Origin of the sequence: Mycetohabitans endofungorum (assembly GCF_037477895.1) — a bacterium.
Taxonomy (GTDB): domain Bacteria; phylum Pseudomonadota; class Gammaproteobacteria; order Burkholderiales; family Burkholderiaceae; genus Mycetohabitans.
Genome location: NZ_CP132745.1, coordinates 324,629 through 347,389, shown reverse-complemented (window position 1 = coordinate 347,389; position 22,761 = coordinate 324,629). Strand labels below are relative to the sequence as shown.

Below are 22,761 nucleotides of genomic sequence, written 5' to 3'. Positions count from 1 at the left end.
CGATCGAGCTGTTGTGGATAGACCGCGCACGCCGAGTTCGCCCAACGAAACGGCCGAGATGAACACCCGGTATGTCGCCAGCGAGCTCGATCACGGTTCGCGAGTCAAGCGTTTTTGCGGCCAATGCAACCCAAATGCAGCTGTCAAGGATTACGCCCATGAATCCCGCACACTGTCATCCAAGCCAGTACGGCTGTCAGCCAGCCAAGCATCGGCCTGCAACGGCGTGAGCGCTACGAGTAGCCCCGCGACAAAGTCGATGCTTGGCGTTACTGTGAGGCATATGAGCAGCAGATGCGCTGCGGCGGGCTATGCCCGACAGTATGGCGGTTGACGCCATAATTTATGGTATGGCAAAATGCGCCATATGAAAAAGAAGGCGACGCTGTTATTTGAAGATCGAATGGCTTATCCGGACGGAGCCATCCTTGAAATGCGGATCTGGCGATTGCCCGAATGTGATGCGGAAAGACCCCATGGTTTGAAATACAGCCTGTTCTATGGTCAGGGCGGCGTAAGAATCATTGGCTACGATAATGAACGTGGCAAGGGCGACCATCGCCACTATCGTGATCGCGAAGTGCCCTACGTTTTTTCGACGGCAGAACAGATGGTGAGGGACTTTTTAGGGGATGTTGAACGCGAAAGGAGCGGAAAATGAGCAAACTGACAGTCCATGTAAGCGGCGCGCGTGATATGGGACAGCGGTTCGTGAATGCCTTTGAGCGCGCGGCCAGAGGTGAGCATTTTAAGGAAAGTCACGTCACGTTTCTCTCGTGGCAGGAAATGGTGGCGGCGCTGACGCCCAAACGGCTGGAGCTGCTACGCTATTTGCACCGAGAAGGCGCCGATAGCGTCAAAGCTTTGGCCTGCGCTTTATCGCGTGACTACAAGCGCGTGCATGCTGATGTGGCAGCGCTAGAAGTTGCCGGTCTGGTCGTGCGGGAAAACGGCCGCTTGACAGCGCCGTGGGACGCACTTGCCGCTGAGGTGGCCTTGTAGTGGCGAACGTAAATAACGCGCTCAATGAACACGCCGCACTTTCCCCTGAAATAGCGACTCGCATCGAGGCCTGGTCTTAATTGGGTAGTCTGGATAGCGTCAAGCAGAATGGCTGGCTGGTTTACCGACAATCATCTTGGCCGGTCGACCGGGATGATTGTCGGCGCCTATTCATCCGTGTGCTGTGCCGCGAGCCTGTGCCGCCGAGGACGAAGCCCGGCCCCCAGCGACGCTACGACGATCAGGTGCGGGCCGCGCTGATCACGCTATGGGAGGCGGCCGATCGGATCTGCGGCAAACGACTGAAGGTGCTCATTGCAACGCTGACCGATGCGATGGCACGGCATGCTCACCTGGCGCTATCAAAGCAAGTTCGCCAACGGCTTTGACCGCCGCCAGCGCCACCTTTGCTTTGAACGTCGCTGAGTGCGTCCGTCTCGTTCTCTTCGTCATCTTCCAGGTTCCTTTGCCAGCATTATCGCCGCTTCAGGCCCCGTCCTTTCCACTTATCCAACTGTCCGAATTTGCGCAGCCACCTCTGGAGAGATTGGCTTCTTTAGATATGTACTTTATAATGGGGTCGGATAGTTAGGTGAGACTGCGAGTGCAGGGAGCTAGGCTTAGAGTCGCTAACCCAAGTCGTCCACGAAGCGCGAACAGATCACGGCAGCGGCCAAGCGGAGCAAGCGATATGAATGTCCAGACGCCGCTCAAAGCGGATGCGCAGCTTACCCAAACCGGCAAACTAGGCGTGCGTGCGCTCGACTACCCAGCGATGCCGTCCGAGCCGCTCGCGCTTTTCTACGCCGCGCCGGGCGATGCGTGCAGTGATTGCGCGTTGCTTCAGATAGCGTCGGCAGCGGGCAAAGTCGTAGCCCTTGTCCGCATGCAGCCTGCTCGGACGTTTGCGCGGCGAACCGCTCAAGCCCGGCACGGCCGGGGTGGTATCAAGGGTGCGCTCGAAGCCCATCGAATCATGCCGGTTGGCACCCGTGACGGTGATGACCTGCCCCCTTCAGTAGGGCCAACGGGCTTCTAGCAAAGTCCTTTTATACCAGCTCCTGGAAAGCGGCAGGAGCATCCGCTGTTGCCCGGTGTTTCGCCGCAAACTGTGCGGGCGAAAGGTAATTCAGTGCGCTGTGCGGCCGTTGCTCGTTGTAGTCCTGGCGCCACGCGGCGATGAGCGCGCGAGCGTGCGCGAGACTCGTGAACCAGTGCTCGTTGAGGCACTCATCGCGGAACTTGCCGTTGAACGATTCGATGTAAGCATTCTGTGTCGGCTTGCCCGGCTGAATCAATTTCAAGCTCACGCCGTTAGCATACGCCCATTGGTCAAGCGCTCGGCCCGTAAATTCCGGTCCCTGGTCCGTTCGCAGTGCTTTCGGATAGCCTCGGAAACGCGCGGCTCGCTCCAACGCTCGCGCGACATACAAGCCGCACATGCCGTGGTCCACCACGATATCCACGGCCTCCTTGGTGAAATCGTCGACGATGGTCAGGCACTTCAGACGCCGCCCATTGGACAGCGCGTCCATCACAAAATCGATTGACCACACCTCGTTCGGCCCGCTTGGCAACGCCAACTGCTCGCGCTCAATCATGACGCCGTGGCGCCGCCGACGGCGCCGTACGGCAAGCCCCGCTTCACGATAAAGGCGATGCACACGCTTATGGTTCGCCTGGATACCCTCGCGCTTCATCATTGCGTGTAATCGCCGATAACCGAACCGCCGACGCTCGTGCGCCAGTTCCACCAGACGCGCCTTCAGCGCATCATTGTCGTGGTCCAGCTTCGCCTCGTAATGCAACACGCTGCGAGAAAGCCCGACAAGCCGGCAGGCGCGGCGCTCCGAGATGTTTACCTTCTCCCGAATCACCGCCACTGCTTCGCGCTTGGCTTGCGGGCTCAGGGCTTTCCCTTGACGACAACCTTCAACGCTTGCATATCGAGCATCGCCTCGGCCAGCAGCTTCTTCAGCCGCGCGTTCTCGGTTTCCAGTTCCTTGAGCCGGCGTGCTTCCGACACCTGCATGCCGCCAAACTTCGCGCGCCACGTGTAGAACGACGCGTCACTGAACCCGTGCTGCCTGCACAACTCTTTGACCGGCCTGCCGGCCTCGGCTTCCTTCAGAAACCCGATGATCTGTTCTTCCGTAAAGCGCTTTTTCATGTTCGTCTTCTTCTCCGAAAACGAACTTTACTAGGTTCTGGCTGGCCCTGCTTGCAGGGGGCAGGTCACTGGCCCCCCGGGGGCTGGCAACGCTGGCCGCATCCAGGCTCGCTCGCTCCCAATCAATCTGGTCATGTTCACGCAACCGGCAAAGCATGGCCAGATGCAGCCTGCTCCACACGCCTGCGGCCTGCCAGTCGCGCAATCGTCGCCAGCATGTCATGCCGCTGCCAAAGCCGAGCTCCTGCGGCAAGTCTTCCCATGGAACGCCTGTATGCAGGACATACAGAATACCGTTCAATGCCGCCCGGTCGTCAACAGTGCGCCGACGCCCGCCTTTAGGTGAGGGCGTGAACGCTGGAATCAACGGCTCCAGCACCGCCCATAATTCATTGCTGATTTTGCGTCTTGCCATGACTCCAGGATACGAGCCTTACAGCCTGACGTCCAGGTTGCGTTAGCGACTCTAAGTGCAGTATGCATCTAGTAATGTGTTGCATGCAAGGGCGGCATTATGGATCGCTGTCGTTTGAAGCAATCCATGCTCAGCTTAGCGCAATCCAGTCGACCGCTGAACGGTAACATCGTTCTATTCAATAATCACTTTTGGATCAGATGGCATTTCAGATGCACGTGCACACCTTCTTGAACTTACCCAATATTTATTATGTCAAGCATACTCATTTTTCAGTTCGATAATTCAGATCAACGTCTGCCTAATATTGGCTATCACGATATATTCAAAATTGCCTCGAGTTCACACTATTGCTTTCATTGATTTCGTGTCGATTTCGGCAGTCACTAGGATATGTTTGCGTGCGTGACGAATGCCAGCATCCTAATCGACTCTTGCAAACGAATAGCCAAAGACATACGGAATTCGAGTGGAAGGTTCATTCTCATATTTTACTTTTCTTCTCATCTTATTATTCTGAAGAATTCAATAAATTCGGAATACTGGATTAATTTTTCCGTGAGTGGTTAGCCGCCAATTTTAGTGGTTTTGGCTAAGGCCTGACTTTCATTTTATATGATAATTGAGGATATAATGTATAATACAAATGTTTTGCTGAACAAGATCAGTCGTGCCAGCGATAGCCAGAAAGCGACCCTTGCAGAGCTTCAGCCTCTTTCCTTCAATGAACTAAGAAAAAAGTTTGGGGAGGAGCTTAGCTGGGGCGAAACTCGTTATCTTTATCGTGAAGCCGTAGAGCAAAATAAACGTAATCGTTTATTGGAAGCCCGTATCTTCACCCGCGCCAATCCTCAATTATCCAGAGCCATTCGCCTGGGTATCGAACGAGACGGAACTTCACGCGGCTACGAAGAAATGTTTGGTTCCCGCGCCTCTTCTTTTGTGAAGCCGGGTTCCGTGGCCTCCATGTTCTCACCTGCAGGCTATCTCACGGAGTTATACCGCGAGGCGAAGGACTTGCATTTCGCAAGCTCGGCTTATCATCTTGATAATCGCCGTCCGGACTTGGCTGATCTGACGCTGAGTCAAAGCAATATGGAGGCGGAAATCTCTACTCTGGCGTTGTCTAACGAATTGTTGCTGGAACATATTACCCGCACAATCGAAAGTGACCCGGAAGCACTGATGGAGAGTCTGTCGACTTACCGTCAGGCCGCTCACACGCCTTACCACCAGCCTTATGAAACTATCCGTCAGGTCATTATGGCGCATGACAGCACCCTATCCGCGCTGTCCCGTAACCCGGAGGTCATGGGGCAGGCAGAGGGCGCATCATTGCTGGCTATTCTGGCAAATATCTCTCCGGAACTTTATGACATCCTGACCGAGGATATCACGCAAGAGAATGCTGACGTTTTATTTAAAAAAAACTTCGGTGAAAATGTTACACCCGAGAATTTTACGTCACAGTCGTGGATAGCCGGATATTATGGCATTGAACTTCCCGAGCTGAGGAAATATCTTGGGATTTTTCAGAATGGCTATTCTGACAACACCTCTATTTATGTCGACAATATTTCAACAGGCCTGGTAATAGGCGATGTAGGTGCGCTCAGCGCTTACAAGATAACTAGGGTTCCGAGAGGAGATTATACGAGGCACCTGAACTTTTGGGATCTGATCTATCAAGGTGAAAATATTTTCGCTATCAGGGCCAATTTTAAAAAAAGTGGCGGCGCTCTCACAATACGTAAGAGCAAGATGGGAACGACTCATGATAGCAAGGTTATAGGCCATCTTTCTGCACCAACCAATGCGAATACTGTTTATCAAAGCGGCGTGCTGTCACCTCTTACCGTTGATGAATTAAAAGAAGGGGTAACAATCTTTGCGTATAACCGCGATGGCAATGGAGCGATTGGGGGAACTGCTGCCTTTGTCTTTGAAAGTTACCCTCTGAACATTTTTGCTCTCAAAGTTAATAAAGCTATTCGTCTGTGCCTGGCTACCGGACTTTCGCCTGATGAATTGCAAACCATCGTGCGCGGTGATAATGCACAGGGCATAATAAACGATTCGGTTCTAACCAGAGTCTTCCACAGCCTATTCTACAGTAGTCGTTATGCTCTGAGCCTTGACGACGCGCAAGTGCTGGACGGAGCGCTCATCAGTCAGTATGCCGATGATGCCAGCGTTAGTCATTTTGATCGTATCTTTAACGCCCTGCCGCTGAACGGGAAATTCTTCGAAGTCGACGGCAGCACGATCAGTATTGCCCCGGATGAGGAACAAGCAACCTTTGCCCGTTCGGCTCTGATGCGCGGGTTAGGGGTCGATGGTGGTGAATTGTATCGGCTGGCCAGATTGGCTGGCGTGTTGGACGAAAAAAATACTGTTTCCCTATCCTTATCCGTTATCTCCTCTCTCTATCGTCTGAAATTACTGGCCAGTGTCCATCAGCTGACGGTGAATGAACTGTGTATGCTTCATAGTTTTTCGCCGTTCAGTAGCAAAATGGCGGCTTCCCTGTCTTCTGGAGAGCTGTCGGGGCTGATTATCTGGCTGTATCAGGTGACCCAGTGGCTAACTGAGACGGGAATATCGACTGACGAACTCTGGCTGCTATGCACGCCTGAGGTCAGTGGAAATATCTCCCCGGAAATCAATAACTTGTTAAATACCCTCCGGTCGCGTATCGGTGAGGATGTGGTGCACAGTAGTGACCGGGAACTGCAGGCCGAAGCCCTCTCGCCCTTCATTGCCGCTGCGTTGCAACTGGTGTCACCGGATATGGCGCGTTATATCCTGTTATGGACAGATATCCTGCGGCCAGGCGGCTTGGGGATTGACGGATTTATGACGCTGGCACTGAAAGGGACGTTGAGTGACGATGAAATCACCCAGCTGGCACAGTTCTGCCATGTGATGGCACAACTGTCGCTTTCCGTGCAGATGTTGAGCCTCAGTGAGGCGGAACTATCTGTGCTGGTGAAGTCGGGCTTCGCGGTGCTGGGAACAAAAAGTCAGCCTGCTGGACAGCACAATATCGATACCCTGTTATCACTCTACAGATTCCACAAGTGGATTAACGAACTAGGCAACCTCAGCTCTGACACGCTGGATAGGCTGCACCAGCAAACACTCACGGCGGACAGATTGGCATCGGTGATGAGTCTGGACATCAGTATGGTGACACAGGCCATGGCATGTGCCGAGGTGAGCGGCCTTCAGAGCTGGCAGGATATTAATACCGTGCTGCAGTGGATGGATGTGGCATTAGAACTGCACACCATGCCGTCTGTTATCCGTACGCTGGTCAATATCCGCTACGTGAGCGCGACGAACCAGGTAGAGACGGAGCTGCCTTCCTGGAATGAGTGGCGGACCCTGGCAGAAACGATGGAAGCTGGACTCAGTGCACAGCAGGCACGGGCGTTGACTGACCACACCGCAGAGCGGCTAAGTACCGTGCTGTGCAACTGGTTCCTGCAAAACAGCCGGCCGCAAGGCGTGTCCCTGAGGAGCCGAAATGACCTGTACAGCTATTTGTTGATTGATAATCAGGTTTCTGCTGCCGTGAAAACCACTAGGCTGGCCGAAGCGATTGCTGGTATTCAACTCTACATCAACCGGGCGCTGAACCGGATTGAACCGAATGCCCGTGCCGATGTTTCAACCCGTCAGTTCTTCACTGACTGGGCAGTGAATAACCGTTACAGCACCTGGGGCGGGATTTCGAGGCTAGCCTATTATCCGGAAAACTACATTGACCCGACTCAACGTATCGGGCAGACCCGGATGATGGATGAACTGCTCGAAAACATCAGCCAGAGCAAGCTCAGCCGGGACACGGTAGAGGGTGCTTTTAAAACTTACCTGACCCGCTTTGAAACTGTCGCAGACCTGAAAGCCGTCAGCGCGTATCATGATAACGTCAATAGCAACGCTGGGCTGACTTGGTTTGTTGGGAAAACTCGGGAGAATCTGCCGGAATACTACTGGCGTAACGTGGACATATCACGTTTGCAGGATGGGAAACTACCGGCCAACGCCTGGAAAGAGTGGACGAAAATTGATACAGCGCTCACCCCATATGGGGATGCGATACGTCCGGTGATATTCAGGGATCGTTTGCACCTCATTTGGTTGGAAAAAGATGAAATTGCAGAAAACAGCACCGACCCAGTAAGAACCTATGACCGTTTCACGCTGAAACTGGCATTTCTGCGCCATGATGGTAGCTGGAGTGCGCCCTGGTTCCACGATATCACGAAGCAGGTGATGGCTGTCACCGGCAACAAACCAGACGCTGAACGGCTTGGGCTGGCGGCATCAGGTTTTCAGGGAGAGGACACCCTGCTGGTGTTTGTATACAAAATTGAGGCAGGTTACGACGATTTTGGCAGTAGCAACAAGAAGGTGGAGGGATTGTCTGTATATGCGGACGGCACCTTCAATCCAATGAATGCGGGACAGCTGAATCGCTATTCCTTGATAAAGAATACCTTCGATACTATCCTTTTGGGCGAAGGACGTATTGTTAAACCAGCAAATTATAAATTTGCTCAGGATTTTGATATTCCCAGCCATTTGGCGCTGGAATCCACTTCAGGTCAAAATTTATTTGCCTCTATAGATAATGCGTCGATACAGCATATATCTCACACTCATTCAAGCGAAAATTTGATTTTAACGTTAAATAATCCGTCCTTTGTTTTAAATTATCGGGCCAACGAAGCTCTAAGGCGTTATCAGTTAACTGCAATGAAAGCTTGTGGTAAGCCTGGCCATACTTTTATTTTGGCAGATGAGGTAGAGGTAAAGACAGGGATAGAGGTCGGAAATGTACCGGTTTATGTATATGGACCCATTTGTGTTTATAACGTAACCAATAACACCATTGGATCAAGTCAAAGTAGGACTATTCCAAATTTTGGAGTAGACTATACTAATACAGTATTTATGAGTGGGTCGGACGGCGGTACAGAGTATTTTTTCCAGTACCGAGTTCCCTATGGCGAGCCAACAGTAGTTTTTCCCGTTGGCTCAAATCGCCAGGATGATTTTAGAAAAAGTAAATATACATTTTATGCCTTAAAGTACAACAAAATTTTTATTGGATACTATTCATTAGTTGATACATCAAATTGGTTGCATTTTGATACGGATGTGGACGCAGAAGATATTTCATTTTCGGCTCACATATCCGAAGAGATTCACATCTTTAACGGCAAAGACAAAATTAAAACACTCCCTAATCCCAGCTTTGAAGGGATGAGTTACAAATTTGACCCTATTGTCCTGGATGTGTCAAATTTGATCTTTAAAAATAATGCGGCGTCTTTGGATGTCTATTTTAAAATCAAGTCTAAAGACGGAGGGCTTGTTGGAAAGGCGGGTGCTACGCTGGCTATTAAAAAAGTAAATTACGAGAAAAATAATATCATACGCTTGTATGAAGTCGATACTGGTGCACAGTATATGCAGCTTGGGGTTTATCGCATTCGTCTCAATACTCTGCTGGCGCCCCAACTGGTGTCCAAAGCGAATGTCGGAATTGATACCATTCTGACAATGGAGACCCAGCAGCTTCCGGAGTCTCAGCTGGGCAAAGGCTTCTATGCTACTTTCACCCTGCCGCCGTACAATCCTTCGGCACACGGAGACAGCCGCGCATTCAAGCTCCACGTCAAACATGTAGTAGATAATGCCGCGCACGTTATCTACTCGGGGCTACTGCAGGATAATGAGATCAATGTTCGGCTCTTTATTCCATTGGATGATAAACCTCTTTTTGATAAGATGATTGCCAAGGTGTTTTTAACCACTAAAAAAACACCAAATGACGGAACCTGGAATGGGCCGCACTTTATTTATGTAGGAAATGACCGCAATGAAATAGGCATCAATGAAAATTCAGATATCAGTATGTTTGCGGGCATACAAATACATAACGGCACAACCACCGAACCGCTAGACTTTAACAGCGCCTGCGCCCTTTATTACTGGGAGTTGTTTTACTATACGCCGATGATGTGCTTCCAGCGCCTGCTGCAGGAAAAACAGTTCGACGAAGCCACAAAATGGATGAACTATGTCTACAACCCGGCTGGCTATATCGTTAACGGGGAAATCGCGCCCTGGACGTGGAACTGCCGACCGCTGGAAGAGATCACATCTTGGCATGCCAATCCGCTGGATGCTGTTGACCCGGACGCCGTCGCTCAGCATGACCCGACGCACTACAAGGTCGCCACCTTTATGCGCCTGCTGGACCAGCTCATCTTACGCGGTGATATGGCTTATCGCGAACTGACCCGCGATGCGTTGAATGAAGCCAAAATGTGGTATGTGCGTGCCCTGGAGTTGCTCGGTGACGAGCCGGATGATTACGGTAGTAAACAATGGGCCGCACCATCCCTTTCCGTGGCGGCCAGCCAGACCGTGCAGGCAGGCTATCAGCAAGCCCTTGCGGCGCTGGGCAGCGGTGAGGCTGCCACACAGTCCCGTTCCGCTAACTCGCTAGTCGGGCTGTTCCTGCCGGAATATAACCCGGCGCTCACCGACTACTGGAAGACCCTGCGTCTGCGCCTGTTTAACCTGCGCAACAATCTTTCCATTGACGGGCAGCCGCTGTCGCTGGCGATCTACGCCGAGCCCACCGACCCGAAAGCACTACTCAGCAGCATGGTGCAGGCGTCTCAGGGAGGCAGCGCACTACCGGTAGGCACCCTGTCACTGTACCGTTTTCCGGTGATGCTGGAACGAGCCCGCAATCTGGTGACGCAGCTGACCCAGTTCGGAGCCTCCCTGCTCAGTATGGCAGAGCATACCGATGCCGATGAACTGAATACACTGTTACTGCAGCAGGGCATGGAGCTGGCCACACAGAGCATCTGTATCCAGCGGCGGACGGTGGATGAAGTGGAGGCAGACATTGCCGTCCTAGAAGAGAGCCGCCGCAGTGCGCAGAACCGCCTGGAGAAATACCGGAAGCTGTACGATGAGGACATTACCCAAGGGGAACGGCGGGCCATGACATTGTTCGATGCTGCGGCAAGTCAATCCCTAGCAGGGCAGGTGTTTTCTGTGGCAGGAGGGGTAGCTGACCTAGTGCCAAACGTGTTTGGTTTGGCCGCTGGGGGAAGCCGCTGGGGAGCAGCGTTGCACGCCTCTTCGGCTGTGACGTCCCTTGCCTCCACAGCTTCCCAGTATTCCGCGGAAAAAATTAGCCGCTCGGAGACGTATCGCCGCCGTCGTCAGGAATGGGAAATTCAGCGCGATAACGCGGACGGTGAAGTCAAGCAGATGGATGCCCAGCTGGAAACACTGAAAATTCGCCGCGAAGCGGCCCAGCTGCAGGTGGAATATCAGGAGACCCAGCAGGCGCATACCCAAGGCCAGTTGGAGTTGCTGCAGCGTAAATTCACGAACAAAGCACTCTACAGTTGGATGCGCGGGAAACTGAGCGCGATCTACTACCAGTTCTTTGACCTGACCCAGTCCTTCTGTCTGATGGCGCAGGAAGCGCTGCGTCGCGAACTGAACGACAGCGGTCTCACCTTTATCCGGGGTGGTGTCTGGAATGGGACCACCGCCGGTCTGATGGCCGGTGAAACGCTTTTGCTGAACCTGACGGAGATGGAAAAAGCCTGGTTGGAGCGTGATGAACGCGCGCTAGAGGTGACCCGAACCGTTTCACTAGCAAAGGTATACCAGGCGCTGCCATTGGACAGCTTTAACTTTACTGAAAAACTCACTCAGTTTATCCGTGAAGGGAAAGGCAGTGCAGGCGTTTCCGGAAATGAGCTGAAAGTCAGCAACGGCCAGATTGAAGCCTCGATACGGCTGTCTGACCTGAACATTTTCAGTGACTATCCCGAAAGCCTCGGCAGTACCCGTCAGCTGAAACAAGTGAGTGTCACATTGCCGGCGCTGGTTGGCCCGTATGAAGATGTCCGGGCGGTGCTGAACTATGCTGGCAGCGTGGTGATGCCGCGCGGCTGTAATGCCATTGCCATCTCTCATGGCACGGATGACAGCGGCCAGTTCGTACTAGATTTCGGTGACGCCCGTTACCTGCCGTTTGAAGGCATTCCGGTGAATGACAGCGGCAGTTTTACGTTGAGCTTCCCGGATGCGACCGATCGGCAGAAAGCGCTACTGCAAAGCCTGAACGACATCATTCTGCATATACGTTACACCATCCATTCTTGATTTCAGACACCATTAAACAGGCTCCTGTTGTGGAGCCTGCACTCCCCATTTCCGGCCGGCTCAGCGAGGCTCTGTTGGCAGCGCGCAACCTCCAGCGATGGCAACGGCGCTTTTGGGTTGGCTCTGTTGGTCAATGGTCATCCGTTGGCGCATCGCGCACGGCGTGCCGTGTAGCAATATCGTGCCACGTTGCTCGATGCGAAGCGCGGTACCGTCGACACAGTGCATCGCGTGTGACCGGAGTCAGCCGGATAAAACAATAATTCAACATTTTTGAAGAGTAGGATATGTCAGTCACGCAGTCATCTTCCAATATTGCACTGTCCGAGCCGGCACTCCCTAAAGGCGGCGGAGGAATGCGTGGGCTCGGGGAAGCGTTAGGGCAGGTTGGCCCCACGGGCGTCGCGACAATGACGCTGCCACTGCCCGTGTCGGCTGGCCGCGGCTATGCACCGCAACTGGCATTGAGCTATGCGAGCGGCAGCGGCAATGGCCCATTCGGTGTGGGTTGGAATATTGGATTGCCCAGCATTGGGCGGCGCACAGGCCGAGGCACACCCCAATACGGCGATGACGATGAATTCATCGGCCCGGGCGGCGACGTTCTTGAGCCTGAGCGAGATGCCGATGGCGTCGTGGTTCCACCTTCCGAAGTTAGCACCTATAACGGTCTGGCACTGGATGACACCTATCGGGTGGCGCGCTACTTCCCGCGTATCGAGCACGGCTTCGCGCGGATCGAGTATTGGATTGGCAAAGCCAATGGCGGCGACTTCTGGCTGGTCCATGACGCCGGTGGCGATCTGCATTGCTTCGGTAAAACACCCGCGGCTTGTATTGCCGATCCAGCGCAACCGTCACACATCGCAGTGTGGTTGCTGCAGGAGTCGGTCTCGCCTAACGGCCAACACATCTGGTACCGATACAAGCCGGAGGATGAAGCCGGCGTCGACCGGCAAGGTAACGAGGCTCAACGCGACCATACCGCGAATCGCTATCTTGCCGAAGTCAAGTACGGCAACGCATTGGCAGCCGACGCACTGTATCTGCTCACGGCATCGAAACCCGATGACCAGACATGGTTGTTCTCGCTGGTGCTCGATTACGGTGAGCGCGGCACCGACCCGCAGGTACCGCCCCCTTGGTTGGCCGTCGGCGATTGGCCAGTTAGATGTGATGCGTTTTCGCGCTACGACTATGGCTTCGAAGTGCGTTGTCATCGTTTGTGCCGCCAGGTGCTGATGTTTCATCACTTTCCCGATGAACTCGGCGAGCCTGCCACGCTGGTATCCAGGCTGCTGTTCGAGTACGATGAGAATCCCGTGCTCACCAGGCTAGTTAGCGTGCGGCGGCTCGCGTATGAGCCGGATGATACGCCGCAGTCGTTGCCTCCCCTGGAGCTGGACTACACACCGTTCGATGCGTCGGTGTCATCGGGCCAGTGGCAGCCATTCGACCTCTTTCCTGGATTGAACAACGGGTACCCCTACCAGCTGGTGGATTTGCACGGCGAGGGCATCGCCGGTGTGCTGTATCGCGTCGGCCCCCTCTGGTATTACCGGGCGCCGATGCGAAGCAGCGATGGGGGCGATGCCGTCACCTACGACACGTGGCGGCCGCTGCCTGAGATTCCGTCGTTGCAGCCGCAGGCAATGGCGCTCACGGATATCAACGGCGATGGCAGGCTGGATTGGCTCGTCACGCAGCCCGGGCTGGCTGGCTACTTCAGCCTTGCCCCAGACGGTACCTGGTCATCGTTTACACCATTCTCGGCGCTGCCTATCGAGTTTTTTAGTTCGAAGGCGACGATGGCCGATTTCATAGGAGCGGGTCTGTCCGACTTGGCTCTGATTGGTCCAAAGAGCGTGCGTCTGTACGCGAACGAACGGCACGGGTTTGCGCCCGGTATTGAAGTGGATCAAGTGTCGGCACTTCCCCTTGCTGGGCGTGATGCCCGGGAGTTAGTGGCGTTTGGCGACCTGCTGGGTTCCGGTCAACAACACTTGATCCGCATCCGCAGCGATGAGGTGAGAATCTGGCCGAACCTCGGGCGGGGCCGCTTCGGGCAGCCGTTCGTGTTCGCACCGTTACCATTCGATGCGCAGCGCTTCGATCCCGCCTGCGTCTATTTGGCAGACCTGGATGGATCGGGAGCCGCCGATCTGCTGTATGCGGAAAGCGACCGTATCCGTATCTTCTTCAATCAGTCTGGCAATGGCTTTGCACCGCCCGTCGATTTGGCTCTGCCGCCAGGCGTGCGCTTCGACCGGCTGTGTGCACTGAGTGCGGCGGACGTGCAGGGGCAAGGTACAACGAGTCTCGTGCTATCGATCCCTTACCCGAGTCTCAAGCATTGGCGCTACGATTTTGCCAACGCCAAACCCTACCTGATGAATATCGTCAACAACAACATGGGGATGGAAAACCGGCTTGTCTACCGCAGTTCAGCGCAGGAATGGCTAGACGAAAAACAGCAAGAAAAGAACACAGCGAGCAGCTTGCCCTTTCCCGTGCACGTGGTGTCCCGGCAAATCCAAATCGACGAAATCTCGGGCAATCGGCTGGTTCAACAATACCAATATCGCAAGGGTGTCTATGACGGGCAAGAGCGGGAATTTCGCGGGTTTGGCTTCATGCAGACCTGGGACACCGGTGAAGATGCGAGGATCGCAGGCCAGAACATCAGCGAGGCGCCGCCGCGGTTAGCGCGAAACTGGTACCACACTGGCCGGGAGGAGGACGAAGCGGCGCTGTATGGTGAGCCTTGGACAGACCTTGACGCTTTCACGAGTCATCCGGCCCGTTTGACGCGATTCGATACGAAGACGAGCCAGGATGAATTGCTGGACAATCCAGCCGCCAAACGTCGATGGTGGTTGTACCGTGCATTGAACGGCAGCTTGTTGCGAAGCGAGATCTATGGTCTAGACGAGGCACCTAATCAGCAGGTGCCTTATCGCGTGACGGTAGCCCGTTACCAAGTGCGCGAAGTTCAAACCGGAGGAAACGATGGCGTGCCGGTCGCGATGCCTTCGCAGCTGGAGCAATTGGACTATGCATACGAGCGCATCGATTGCGATCCTCAGGTTAGCCAGGCGGTGACGCTGCGTATCGACGCATACGGTATACCTCTGCACAGTGTAGCAATTCGCTATCCCCGCCGCCCCCAACCATCGACGTCACCCTACCCCGATACCTTGCCGGACACGACATGGCACAGTTCGTACGACCCGCAGCAGCAGTGTTTGCGGTTCACGGAGCAGCGTGCCAGCGTCTGGCATCGGACAAATCCGCAACAGTGGCGGCTTGGCCTGCCATGGCAGCAACGTAGCAACGTGTTGACTTATGACGCAGCGCGTGTGCCACCCGGCGGTCTGAACTTTGAAAATCTGAGCACGCCGGAAGGTTTGCTGGGTGACGATCAAGTGCGCATATTCGGCACTCAAGGGGTGGTCGTGTACCGGGATACGGATGCTGACGGCGTCCCCGATTTTATTGCGCTGGTGGATCACCAGGAGGTTGCGGAGCTCGACTCATCGAGTCTTGCCGCCTACGACGGCCTGCTCGACGAGCCCGCGCTGAGGGCAAAGCTTGAAGAGGCCGGTTACCAAATTTCACCGACCGTCCTTGCTGTGCCCAATGCGGTAGAAGAACCGGTGTGGGTGATCGCGAGCGGCTATCGCACCTACCGTGGCCCGGAAAGCTTCTATGTTCCGAGCGAAATAAGGAAGACCCAGCTCACGAGTGCGGCTCAGCTCTCCTACGATTCGTATTACTGTGCAGTCACGCAGGTGCGGGATGCTTTAGGCAACACCACCTCAGCCCAATACGACTACCGATTCCTCCAACCGTGGCGCATGATTGATGTCAACGACAACCATCAGGAAGTGCAGTTCGATGCGATGGGCCGGGTGGTGGCGAGCACATTTTATGGGACCGAAGAGGCACGTGAGGTGGGATTCGATCCCATCGCGGTTTCCCCGGTACCCGCGGGTCTGACGGTTGAACAGGCGATTAACCAAGCCGGAGTCTCGGCTCAACGGGTAGCGGCCATTTATGCGACGGATTTTTTTGCGTGGATGGGGCAGATAGACCGCTCGGATTTGTCACCGGACGAAGCAGACGCATGCTGGCAGCGATTGATCGCTGCACGGTTTATCACGCCTGAGGGCCACGTCCGCGTGAGGGCACATCGAGAATTGCGCAGTGGGGTGCTGGCGCGCTGTGGAGCACTGGAACGCTTTTCCACGCCCGTGCGCGAGGCACTGGCTTCGGTTGCGCGAAACCCGATCAACGAAGTTGCGCTGAGCGCTGACCGGTACCCGAACGATGCAGAGCAGCAGGTCCGGATAAACGTCGCGTATAAGGACGGCTTCGGACGGGCGCTGCAAGGCTGTGCGAAGATGCCAGGCGGGCTGGCGTGGCAGCGCACTGCCGACGGCGAGATCGTCGCCGATGCCGACGGTAAGCCAAAGGAAGTGGATACCGGTTCGGCACCGCGCTGGGCGGTATCGGGACGCATCGAATACGACAATAAGGGCCAGCCGGTGCGCAGCTACCAGCCCTACTTCCTAAATGACTGGGCCTATGTTGTCGATAATGCGATGCGCACCTACGGTTACGCGGATACCACGTCTTATGATCCGATCGGGCGGGCTGTGCGGGTCGTGACCACGAAGGGATACGAACGCAGACAAAGCGTTTACCCATGGTTTGTCGTCAGTGAGGACGAAAACGACACGGCCTGAGCCGAACTCTGCTAATGCAAGGGCAACAAGGATAAGACGAATAAGAAAGGCACGCTATGAACGAAAACAAGTGGGAAAATGTCTGCAAGGGCACGCCGGTGATCCAGGTCATCGATAACCGTGGGCTGGGTATTCGGACGCTTCAATACAATCGCGACAGCAGCACGTCAGCGTTGGACGAGCGCGTGAGTGTGGCGCAACATACAGAACGGGGCCATCCTCTGTCGATGATGGATGCTCGCCTTTTCGACGCGCTGCAACAAGACCCCGCAGTGGCACCGAATGTCCGCTACGTTAATTCATTGAGCGGCCGCACGCTGCGCCGTGACAGCGTGGATGCGGGGCTTAGCGTGGCCCTGTTCGATGCGGAGGGCCGGATGGTCTGGAGCCAGGACGGTCGCGGCAGCCGGTCGAGACAGGTATTCGACGTCTTGGGACGTCCTGTTGCCACGTATGTTCAGCCGTCAGGAGAGGCAGAACGGTGTCACGAGCGAATCCTCTATGGCGAACACGAGCCTCAGGCATCGGCGTACAACTTGAAAGGACAGGTAGCACGCTATTACGATACGGCGGGTCAGGTTCGCATTGCTGGTTATACCATTCACGGTAAGTCACTTCAGGATACCCGGCGGCTGCTAGCGAATCGGGCAGCCTCAGCCAATTGGGCGGGTGAGGACGAGGCGGCGTGGACGGCTCGGCTTTCAGCCGAGGCGTGGACCACCAAGCGGCGATATGGTGCGCTGGGCGAGCCAGTCACGCAAACCGATGCAAAAGGTCACCGGCATCGTTTCCACTTAGACTTAGCAGGCCGGTTGCAGGCAAGCTGGCTGAAGTTGGCTGATGCCCGTGACGAACAAATCATTGTTGACGGCATTCAGTACACCGCAGCCGGTCAACTGCTTAGCCAGACAGCCGGCAACGGCATAGTTACGGCCTACGGTTACGAAGCCGAAACTCAGCGCCTGCTGTATACCCGCACACATAAAAAGGATGGCACGCCGCTGCAAGCTCAGCAATACACTTATGATCCGGTCGGCAACATCCTGGCCATTGGCGACGACACGCAGCCGACTCGCTACTTTCGCAACCAGCAGGTGGAGCCGCTACACACGTACCGCTACGACGCACTCTATCAGCTGTTGGAAGCCACCGGGCGGGAGAATGCCCCTGCCAGCCGCCAGGGGCCAGGCCAGCCAGTGCCGCCGCGCGACCCCATCAACTTGACAAACTACACCCGCAACTACACTTATGATCGAGGCGGCAACCTCACCACGATCCAACATCAAGGCCAGGGGACTAACGCTTATCGCAACGAGGTCGTCATCGCCACTCGAAGCAACCATGGAGTGGCACAGACCGAACAAAACAGTTTGCGTCCGGAAGACATCGAGCGCGGCGGCTTTTTCGATCAGGCTGGCAACTGCATGCAATTACAGCCCGGCCAGCCCCTTGAGTGGAACGAGCGCAACCAGTTGATGCAGGTGACGATGGTCGATCGTGGCAGCGATGATGACAATGACCAGGAAACGTACGGCTACGATGGCAACGGGATGCGAGTATGGAAACAGCGCCGCACGAAAACCGCCAGCACGTGGCGCACCGAAGAAGTGATTTACCTGCCGGGCCTGGAGCTTCGAACAACACGCGTGGGCGAGAACATCGAAGAGGCGTTGGAAGTGGTCACTACCGCTGAGGGCGCAGTGCGTGTATTGCACTGGAGCACTGGACAGCCCACGCAGATACCGAACGACCAGTACCGCTGGAGCGTGAGCAATCCGATCGGCTCGGTGAACCTGGAGCTAGACAGCGAAGCGCGGATTTTAACACGCGAGGAGTATTATCCGTATGGCGGCACTGCGGTGTGGGGCGGGAACGATCACGAAGTGAAATATAAGTTCATCCGCTATTCGGGTAAGGAACGAGATGGGACGGGGCTATATTACTACGGCTACCGCTATTATCAGCCCTGGCTGGGGCGATGGGCGAGTGCCGATCCGGCAGGCACGGTCGATGGGCTCAATCTCTATTCGATGGTCAGAAATAATCCTATTAGTCGTGAGGACCCGAATGGGCTGAAAGCGTCGACTGGGCGTCTTTTGAAAACAATGGCAAAACAGCACTGGCGGAAATTGATACCGTGGGCGGGGCCGGTCATACTGGGCGTTGCGGCATTGGGCGGGCCTGCCGTGGCTGCAGGCGCAGGCGCTGTAATGGCGGTTGCAGGGGCAATTTACGGAGGCTACAAAATTTATAAAGCTGTACAGCAATTTAGACGCGGTGGCGATTCAGCCGTAGCTCGGCGACGTAACCAGGAATCCCTCATTGCGACAGCGTCCCCCTCACAACTGAGGTTGTTGGGCCAAGTCGGCAGGGCATTGCGTTGGGGGGGCTTGCTGTTGCGGTGGCGGGGGGCATTGCCGCTGTTGCCGGGGCAGCACCGCTTGTGGCAGCTGGCGTGGGTCTTGCAGCGGCGATTGGAGGGGCGGCATTTGCTGTCTGGGCTGCCCCACAGATTGCGCGACGTTTCGCGAGCTCCAGGAGTCGCCAGATCGCACAGGATGCGTGGGTCTTGCAGCGGCGATTGGAGGGGCGGCATTTGCTGTCTGGGCTGCCCCACAGATTGCGCGACGTTTCGCGAGCTCCAGGAGTCGCCAGATCGCACAGGATGGTGGAACTTTACCCAGTTTCGTCGGGAATTCCGCGGCGGCCACATTCGTTTCAGCTGAGATGCACGGCGCATCGCATACTGGGGCAGCAACTGCAGTGGTCAGTACCATGCCGATTTCGGTTTTAGGGTGGGCAGAACAGAACCCTGAAGCGAGCGTAGCGGGTGCGCATGCAGGCGGTGTGGCAGTGGGGGAATATGAAAGTATTTCGCGGGCGGTCGGTGTCGAAACGGATACTGACATTCCTGCTCTCATTGGGACTGGATTAGGCGGTGGCATAATGGGATATATACACGGCCAGATCGAGGGGAGCACAGAAGTTGGTCAGGCTGCTGGAGCGGTGGCTCGGCAGTGGCATGCTCGACTTTGGCTGGGCTCGGATTTAATAAATCAGTTCCCACAAGCCCTTGGAGAGTCTATGGTAAATAGCTACTTTCCGCTCGCCCGGGCCATAATCGAGAGTATGGGGTTCTCAGGGGCTGTTGGTTCGGTTGGTATCGATTCTAGGTTGGTTAGTTTCGGAGTCTGGATGTTTGAAGGAAGAGCAAGAAGGATTATGGAATATGCAGTTGGAAGAACAGCCATAAATACGGCATTTCCTGCAGTAGGTGCAACATTAGGTGTAGCCGTGACGTATGGAAGCTGGATTTCGTTCGCCGTTGCAGCGGGCGGGGCGATTTTCGGAGGTTACGGCGCTCTTTCTAAAGACAGTTTCGCCTCGGGCATCCAACGCATTAGCGATTGGGCTACAACTCAGGTCTTCTCTACGCTCGAATTGGCGTACCCTCAGTTTTCCGAGTCCGATGCGTGAGGGGGGTTAAAAAGTTAAAATCGGCTCAACAGCGCGCTGGTGCTTACAGAAGACGGCGACGAGCTGGTCGAATTGACGTGCCGTAGTCATCGCTGGGGGCTTACAGTAGACTCTAAAATTCCAGCGAGAGTCCCCTGCGCAGCGCGAAGCGGCCACACAGGGGAAGCCTAAACGCGATGGCGCTAACGGCACGGCGATTCAGGCCGCCGCTGGCCCGAGCAGGAAGCGATGAAGCGAGATGCGCGAAAGAATCACGGTAAGTGTAGTGGCTCGCATTTCACGCCTTAGTTCGCGGCCTGCCCGAGATCGGCTATGGGCTGACCTATGCTCTTGCTACCTGGCCTGCGGCCACATGAGCTGTGCGATTCACAGACATCGTTTCAACTAAAATGAGGCGATGGACCGAGAGATTGCCGCGCGATTACGCTGGGTGCACATGTATCACGAGGCCGGCGTTGCCGGCCTCGTGTGTGCGCGGTGTGGCATCTCTCGACCGACACTTCGCAAATGGCTACGCCGCTATCAGCAAGGTAAGTCAGTATGACTTTCCGTGAGACAGTGGCTGGCCTAGCGTGGGGCATTCAACGCGGGTTAGCATGACTGCCAGAACCGCATGGGTGGGCATGGGCCACACCCCGGCAATTTTCCCACGCCAGGCCAGCATGGATAACGATAGCACGCTATACGTTGGTTTGGATGTGCACAAGGAATCGATCACAGTCGCCTATGCCATCAACGGGGGCGAAGTCGAATCGATGGGCAAGATTGGAACGACGCCGACGGACATCGCTCGCCTATGCAAACGGCTGCAGTCGAAAGCACAGCAGGTGCGCGTCGTGTACGAAGCGGGTCCTTGTGGTTACGGTCTGTATCGGCGTCTGAGCAAGCAAGGTTTCGACTGCATGGTATGCGCGCCGTCACTGATTCCGCGCAAGCCCGGGGAACGCGTGAAGACGGATCGGCGTGATTCGATCAAGTTGGCGCGTTCTCTGCGCGCTGGAGACTTGTCGGCAGTCTACGTGCCGAGCATTGAGGACGAGGCGTTCGCAGACCTGGCTCGGGCCTGGGCATCTGCCAGAGGTGATTGACGGCAAGCTCGGCAGCGGCTGAAGTCATTTTTGCTCTCGCACGGGGTGCATTACATTGGGCGAGCAGACTGGGGAGCGGCACACCGGTGCTGGCTGAGTCAGTACTCGTTCGAGGATGCCTGGCGACAACTGGCGTTTGAAGAGCATCGGCGCACGATCGAAGATCGTCTGGCCCAATGTGATCGGCTAGAAGCTGCGCTGCGCGAAGCCGTGACCGAATGGGGCTTCTATCCTGCGGTTCTTGCGTTGCAAGCCATGCGAGGTATCCAGTTCATCACGGCTGTGGGGATGCTCTCGGAACTGGGAGATCTGTCGCGATTCGAGCATCCGCGTCAGCTGATGGCATGGCTGGGCATCACGCCTTCGGAGCATTCATCTGGAGGGACGCGACGCCAGGGCGGCGTCACCAAGACGGGCAACAGTTATGCAAGAAAGTTGCTGGTAGAGGCCGCCTGGAGCTACCGACATGCGGCGCGTGTGGGCTCGCAGATACAGCAGCGACAGGAAGGTTTGCCAAAAGCCATCATCGATCGGGCGTGGGACGCCCAGGTGCGGTTATGCCGCAAGCATCGCAAGCTGGTGGCCAGAGGCAAGAACGTCAACGTCGCGGCGGTTGCCGTTGCACGGGAGCTGGCTGGGTTTATATGGGATATTGCTCAACTAGCAATGTCGCTTGCATTGCCGCGACGCACCACACGAGCAGCATAACAGCTTCGTGCGCTCAACCCACAACCTTTGAAGCGTTTCCTGACGGCGGCGTAGCCCGGTACAAGAGCAACCCACGAGGGTGCTTCGCGACGACACGTAATTGGTTAATTCGCGGCGTAAGAAAGTGGCAGGCTCAGATGACGGACCTCTGTAATGCGGTACCCAACCCGCGGATATCAGCGTGATCCACCGTCGGCCTTACTGCTACGCCGCCCTCAGGAAATTCTATGCCTATGCAGAAACGGAAAACCGAACGCTTCACTTGACACGGAAAGTCATATCAGCACCCGGCAATGTCACCTTGAACCCGCCGTGTCATGAAGCGACGATCGTGTTCACCTCATTTTTTAATGGACACGTGCACGCTATGAACGAGAATGTCGAGGAGTCCGGTAAACTCATTGTTCAGCGACTGGCCATCGCCTTTACCGCCATCGTTTATGGCCTCAAGAATAAGTAATACGATCAAGTAAGTAACACGATCAACGCAGGAGCACGAAAATCACGACGCCGGAAATCTATCGGGAAAACGGACAGCCTTTCCTGCTGGAAATAAAGTGGGTATGCTGTTACCACTACACCGGCACGACGTCGGGAATGCGGTATCAGGGCGAGTATCTGCACAACGACCATGGGATCGTCACTGAACGGCCGATCGAGACGCGCGCATCGGCTATGCGGACGCGCAGCTGTGCGGCGGGCGGCCGATTCACGCGGCGTTCGATCTGCATATCGAGCAGGGGCCGTCCTGGAGAGCGAGAACAAGACGATCGAGGTCGAGGACGCGAAGCCCGAATGGATCGAGGCCGGCGCCAACGTGCTGCTGCATGCGATGCTCGAGCGCGCGTGCGAGCCGCGATAGCCGTTCCCATCATAGGGTGATCGGTTCGGTTTATGCGAGCCGTACATCGCGGCCGGTAGGATGGTGTTTTTTGC

General features: G+C 55.5%; 9 protein-coding genes and 4 pseudogenes. 10 read left to right on the top strand and 3 right to left on the bottom strand.

What is annotated here, in order from left to right:
* The first annotated feature begins 367 nt into the window (after positions 1 to 367).
* The 3 genes from RA167_RS13745 to RA167_RS13735 all read left to right on the top strand — a co-directional run bounded on the left by RA167_RS13745 (position 368) and on the right by RA167_RS13735 (position 1,391).
* Complete coding sequence (locus RA167_RS13745; protein ID WP_076788639.1) at positions 368 to 661, top strand: toxin-antitoxin system TumE family protein; 294 nt, start codon at positions 368 to 370, stop codon at positions 659 to 661.
* Positions 658 to 1,002 carry a hypothetical protein gene (locus tag RA167_RS13740; protein ID WP_076788131.1) on the top strand — a complete coding sequence of 115 codons (345 nt, stop codon included), beginning with the start codon at positions 658 to 660 and terminating at the stop codon, positions 1,000 to 1,002. The genes RA167_RS13745 and RA167_RS13740 overlap by 4 nt, the downstream gene beginning before the upstream one ends.
* 197 nt (positions 1,003 to 1,199) lie before the next feature.
* Positions 1,200 to 1,391: a hypothetical protein gene (locus RA167_RS13735; RefSeq protein WP_338877537.1), complete on the top strand. Its 192-nt coding sequence runs from the start codon at positions 1,200 to 1,202 to the stop codon at positions 1,389 to 1,391.
* A gap of 240 nt (positions 1,392 to 1,631) precedes the next feature.
* Here the strand turns inward: RA167_RS13735 and RA167_RS13730 are convergent.
* From RA167_RS13730 to RA167_RS13720, 3 genes and pseudogenes are all read right to left on the bottom strand, one after another.
* Positions 1,632 to 2,005, bottom strand: a pseudogene (locus tag RA167_RS13730) (transposase); the annotation flags it as partial.
* Positions 2,006 to 2,051: 46 nt separating this feature from the next.
* Positions 2,052 to 3,172 (bottom strand): IS3 family transposase gene (locus tag RA167_RS13725; protein WP_139337192.1). Its coding sequence is split into 2 segments (ribosomal slippage): positions 2,052 to 2,914 and positions 2,914 to 3,172, totalling 1,122 coding nucleotides; the frame shifts between segments, so codons are not numbered across the junction.
* A gap of 55 nt (positions 3,173 to 3,227) precedes the next feature.
* Positions 3,228 to 3,587: pseudogene (locus RA167_RS13720) on the bottom strand (transposase); the annotation flags it as partial.
* 633 nt (positions 3,588 to 4,220) lie between these two features.
* Between RA167_RS13720 and RA167_RS13715 the strand changes: the two are divergent.
* The 7 genes and pseudogenes from RA167_RS13715 to RA167_RS13685 all read left to right on the top strand — a co-directional run bounded on the left by RA167_RS13715 (position 4,221) and on the right by RA167_RS13685 (position 22,687).
* Positions 4,221 to 11,804, top strand: coding sequence for a neuraminidase-like domain-containing protein (locus RA167_RS13715; RefSeq protein ID WP_076788638.1), 7,584 nt, complete (start codon positions 4,221 to 4,223; stop codon positions 11,802 to 11,804).
* A gap of 287 nt (positions 11,805 to 12,091) precedes the next feature.
* Entirely contained in the window at positions 12,092 to 16,552 is a 4,461-nt protein-coding gene (locus tag RA167_RS13710) for a SpvB/TcaC N-terminal domain-containing protein (RefSeq protein ID WP_076788129.1), read from the top strand.
* A gap of 56 nt (positions 16,553 to 16,608) precedes the next feature.
* On the top strand, positions 16,609 to 19,278 hold the full coding sequence (locus tag RA167_RS13705) for an RHS repeat domain-containing protein (protein ID WP_076788127.1): 2,670 nt from the start codon (positions 16,609 to 16,611) through the stop codon (positions 19,276 to 19,278).
* Positions 19,279 to 19,327: 49 nt separating this feature from the next.
* Positions 19,328 to 20,029: a hypothetical protein gene (locus tag RA167_RS13700; protein WP_076788126.1), complete on the top strand. Its 702-nt coding sequence runs from the start codon at positions 19,328 to 19,330 to the stop codon at positions 20,027 to 20,029.
* Between the two features lie 397 nt (positions 20,030 to 20,426).
* Positions 20,427 to 20,558, top strand: a pseudogene (locus tag RA167_RS13695) (helix-turn-helix domain-containing protein); the annotation flags it as partial.
* A 133-nt stretch (positions 20,559 to 20,691) separates the two neighbouring features.
* Positions 20,692 to 21,825, top strand: a pseudogene (locus RA167_RS13690) (IS110 family transposase).
* Positions 21,826 to 22,456: 631 nt separating this feature from the next.
* Entirely contained in the window at positions 22,457 to 22,687 is a 231-nt protein-coding gene (locus RA167_RS13685) for a hypothetical protein (protein ID WP_076788124.1), read from the top strand.
* Positions 22,688 to 22,761: the final 74 nt, after the last annotated feature.

Coding starts and splice junctions, on each gene's coding strand:
- RA167_RS13745 (WP_076788639.1), top strand. CDS start 368: ATGAAAAAGAAGGCGACGCTGTTATTTGAAGATCGAATGGCTTATCCG.
- RA167_RS13740 (WP_076788131.1), top strand. CDS start 658: ATGAGCAAACTGACAGTCCATGTAAGCGGCGCGCGTGATATGGGACAG.
- RA167_RS13715 (WP_076788638.1), top strand. CDS start 4,221: ATGTATAATACAAATGTTTTGCTGAACAAGATCAGTCGTGCCAGCGAT.
- RA167_RS13710 (WP_076788129.1), top strand. CDS start 12,092: ATGTCAGTCACGCAGTCATCTTCCAATATTGCACTGTCCGAGCCGGCA.
- RA167_RS13705 (WP_076788127.1), top strand. CDS start 16,609: ATGAACGAAAACAAGTGGGAAAATGTCTGCAAGGGCACGCCGGTGATC.
- RA167_RS13700 (WP_076788126.1), top strand. CDS start 19,328: ATGCCGATTTCGGTTTTAGGGTGGGCAGAACAGAACCCTGAAGCGAGC.
- RA167_RS13685 (WP_076788124.1), top strand. CDS start 22,457: ATGGGATCGTCACTGAACGGCCGATCGAGACGCGCGCATCGGCTATGC.